The 3313-nt window shown below is 65.6% G+C and carries 2 protein-coding genes; both read right to left on the minus strand.

Translation table 11 applies throughout. From position 1 onward, the window contains the following. Nucleotides 1-2537: non-ribosomal peptide synthetase (locus AC0L3A_RS40280; RefSeq protein ID WP_473256531.1), on the minus strand; the 2537-nt coding region annotated here is incomplete at its 3' end. Next, nucleotides 2534-3313: phosphopantetheine-binding protein (locus AC0L3A_RS40285; RefSeq protein ID WP_473256532.1), on the minus strand; the 780-nt coding region annotated here is incomplete at its 5' end. The genes AC0L3A_RS40285 and AC0L3A_RS40280, both read right to left, overlap by 4 nt.

Below are 3313 nucleotides of genomic sequence, written 5' to 3' on the forward strand. Positions count from 1 at the left end.
TAAAGCTCCCCCACCGCCCCGAACGGAACGGGCGCAGCAAGACCGTCCAGCAGGTAGATCCGCGTGTTCGCGATCGGTCGGCCAATATGCGGCACAACGTTGTCGATGAAGAGCCGGCCCGAGGTCGCCACGACCGTAGCTTCAGTAGGGCCATAGTTGTTTATTAGCTTGAGAGGCGAAGCTAGAGGCGCAGGCACACGCTGGAGACGACCACCGCCAACAAGCAAGTACTCCAATCTGGAATTTACCAGCCCATCCTCCAACGCCATCGTGGCCAGCGGCGTGATCAAAAAGGCGACGTCCAGCGATTGATCACGCCACCATTGTAGCAGAAGGAGAGAATCTCCCGCCAATGCTCTTGGGGGGAGCAGCAATGTGCTGCGGTTACATAGCGCAGACCATAGCTCCCAAGTGCTGGCATCGAATGCTACTCCAGCCGCGAGCGCACAGCTGGTTTCTGGCTGGGGACAAAAGGTTTGCACATGCCATGCTATGAGATTGACCAATCCGCGATGCTCGACCATGACGCCCTTGGGCGTGCCGGTTGATCCTGAGGTGTAGATCACATAGGCGAGATGGCGCGAGGTCAGACCGAGGGCGCGTGGGTCCGGATTGGATTCCGGCAGGTTCGCCCAGGCCGGCGTCGCCATCTCCAGATCGATCACCGTCAGATCGAGGAGCGCATCACAGCCCAGCGCGGTACGCCCCGCCGCATCGGCCAGCAGCAGTCGCGGCGCCGCATCGTTGAGGAGCTGCCGCAGCCGTGCGGACGGATAGGCCGGGTCCAGCGGCAGATACGCCCCGCCGGCCTTGAGGACCGCTAAAAGCCCCACCACCATCGTCATGCTGCGCTCAAGGCAGATCGCCACCGGCTGATCCGGCTTCACCCCGAGCCCGACCAGATGATGCGCGAGGCGGTTCGCCCGTGCATTGAGCTCGCCATAGCTCACGCGCTCGCCCTCGCAGACCACCGCCACCGCGTTCGGCGCCCGGCGCACCTGCGCCTCGAACAGCTCATGGATGCACCGCTCCGCCGGATAGGACGCCGCCGTCCGGTTCAGCTCCTCCAGCAGGTAGGCGCGCTCAGCGGACGACAGCAGCTCAATCCGCCCGACCGGTTGCCGCGCATCGGCAACCATCGCCCGCAGCAGCGCCAGCAGATAGCCACGCTGCCGCTCGATCGTCGTCGGATCAAACAGCGCTGTGGCATAACCCAGCGTCCCGGCGATGACCTCGCCATGCTCGTGAAGGCTCAGCTCCAGATCAAACTTGACCTGATCGTAGCCCTGCCCCGCCGCCTCGATGCGCAGCCCGGCAAGGTCGAACGATTCGACGGCGTCGTGCTGCCAGGCCAACATCACCTGGAACAACGGCGTGTGATCAAGATGCCGTGGCGGCTGCACGATCTCCACCACCTGCTCAAACGGCAGGTCCTGATGCTCCTGCGCCGCCAATGCCGTGCGCCGCGTCCGCTCCAACAGCTCCGCCACGCTCGGTCCGCCCGACAGCTCGAGGCGAAGCGCCAGGGTGTTGACGAAGAAGCCGATCAACTCTTCGATCTCGCGCCGGCCCCGATTGGCGCTCGGCACCCCGATCACAATGTCGTCCTGTCCCGACAGACGCGACAGCACCGCAGCCCACGCCGCCAGCACCGTCATGAACAACGTCGTGCCATGTTGCCGGCTCAGCTGCTTCAGCCCCCGCGTCAGATCCGCGTCGATGACGACAGGCACACTGGCCCCGGCAAACGACTGTTGCGGCGGCCGCGGCCGGTCCGTCGGCAAGGCCAGACGGGCCGGGGCGCCAGATAGATTATTGCGCCAATACTGCGCCTGGCTCTGCAGCCGCTCGCCCGAGAGCCACTGCCGCTGCCAGGCGGCATAATCCGGATACTGGATCGCAAGCGGCGGCAGCGGATCGTCTTCTCCGGCCTCGAACGCCCGGTACAGCTGACTGAGTTCACGCAGCAACACGCCCAGCGACCAGCCGTCCGAGACAATGTGATGCTGCGTCAGCAGGACGACGTGCTCCTGATCCGACAGCCGGATCAGCCGGCCGCGGATCAGCGGGCCATGCGCCAGATCGAACGGCGTGCGCGCCTCTTGCTGGCACAGCTCCGCAAGCGCGGCGTCCGCATCTACCCTGTCCTGCAGATCGTGCTCCACGACCGGCAGCCCCGCATCCGGCGGCAGAACCTCAACCCGGGGTGTGCCCTCTGTCGCGACAAAGACACTGCGCAGCGCCTCATGACGCGCCAGCACACGGTCCAGGCTGCGCTGCCAGGCGCTGCGGTCGAGCACGCCGCGCAGCCGCAACACCAGCGGCATGTGATAGGTCGTGCTGCCCCGATCCAGCTGCGCCAAAAACCATAGCCGCTGCTGCGCAAACGACGGTGCAAGAGCGCTTTCGCTTCCAACTGCTGGGATCGAGGGAGCTTTTCGGCCGCCACTGCGGTTTCTCTCCTTGGCGAGTGCAAGGAGCTTCGCTAAGCCTTCCGCATCCAGCTTCTCCAAGTCGGTCCTAACGACATCCGTCATTTCTCGGCACCCAGAGAGACCAGCTTCTGAAGCTCGTCGCGATCAAATTCACGTTCGAGCAAAGTAATGGAAGTCTCGCGAGCGAGGTCCGCCAGCACCGGCTTGGCAAACAGCGTCGTCAGCGGCAGCTCGACACCCAAAGCCTGCGAGACCCGGCTCAATAGCTGCACCGCCAACAGCGAATGGCCGCCCAGCTCGAAGAAGTGGTCGTGGCGGCCGACCCGCGCCACACCGAGAAGCTCCGCCCAGAGCTTTGCCAGCGCGGTCTCGATCTCGCCCCGCGGCGGCTCGTAAGCCGCCCGCGCATACGCCGCATCCCGAGGTGCCGGCAGCGCGTTGCGGTCCAGCTTGCCGTTCGGCGTCAGCGGCAGCGCCGCCAGCCGCACGAACGCAGCCGGCACCATGTAGTCCGGCAGCCGCGCACTGACATGCGCGCGCAACGTGCCGGCAAGATCAGCCCCCTCAGCTTCAGCCGCGTGCTCCGCAGCCGCAACGACATACGCAACCAGTCGCTGCTCGCCACTGCCATCCTGCTGCGCCACCACCACCGCCTCGCGCACGAGCGGGTGCTCGGCAAGCCGCGCCGCGATCTCACCCGGCTCGATCCGGAAGCCGCGGATCTTCACCTGCTCGTCGTTGCGGCCCAAAAACTCCAGATTGCCGTCCGGCAAGTACCGCGCAAGGTCGCCGGTCCGGTAAAGCCGGTCGCCTTCCACAAAGGGACTGGCGATGAACCGCTCCGCGGTCAGCTCGGGCCGGTTCAGATAGCCGCGCGC

The sequence above is a fragment of the Bradyrhizobium sp. MI1.3 genome (assembly GCF_055811695.1).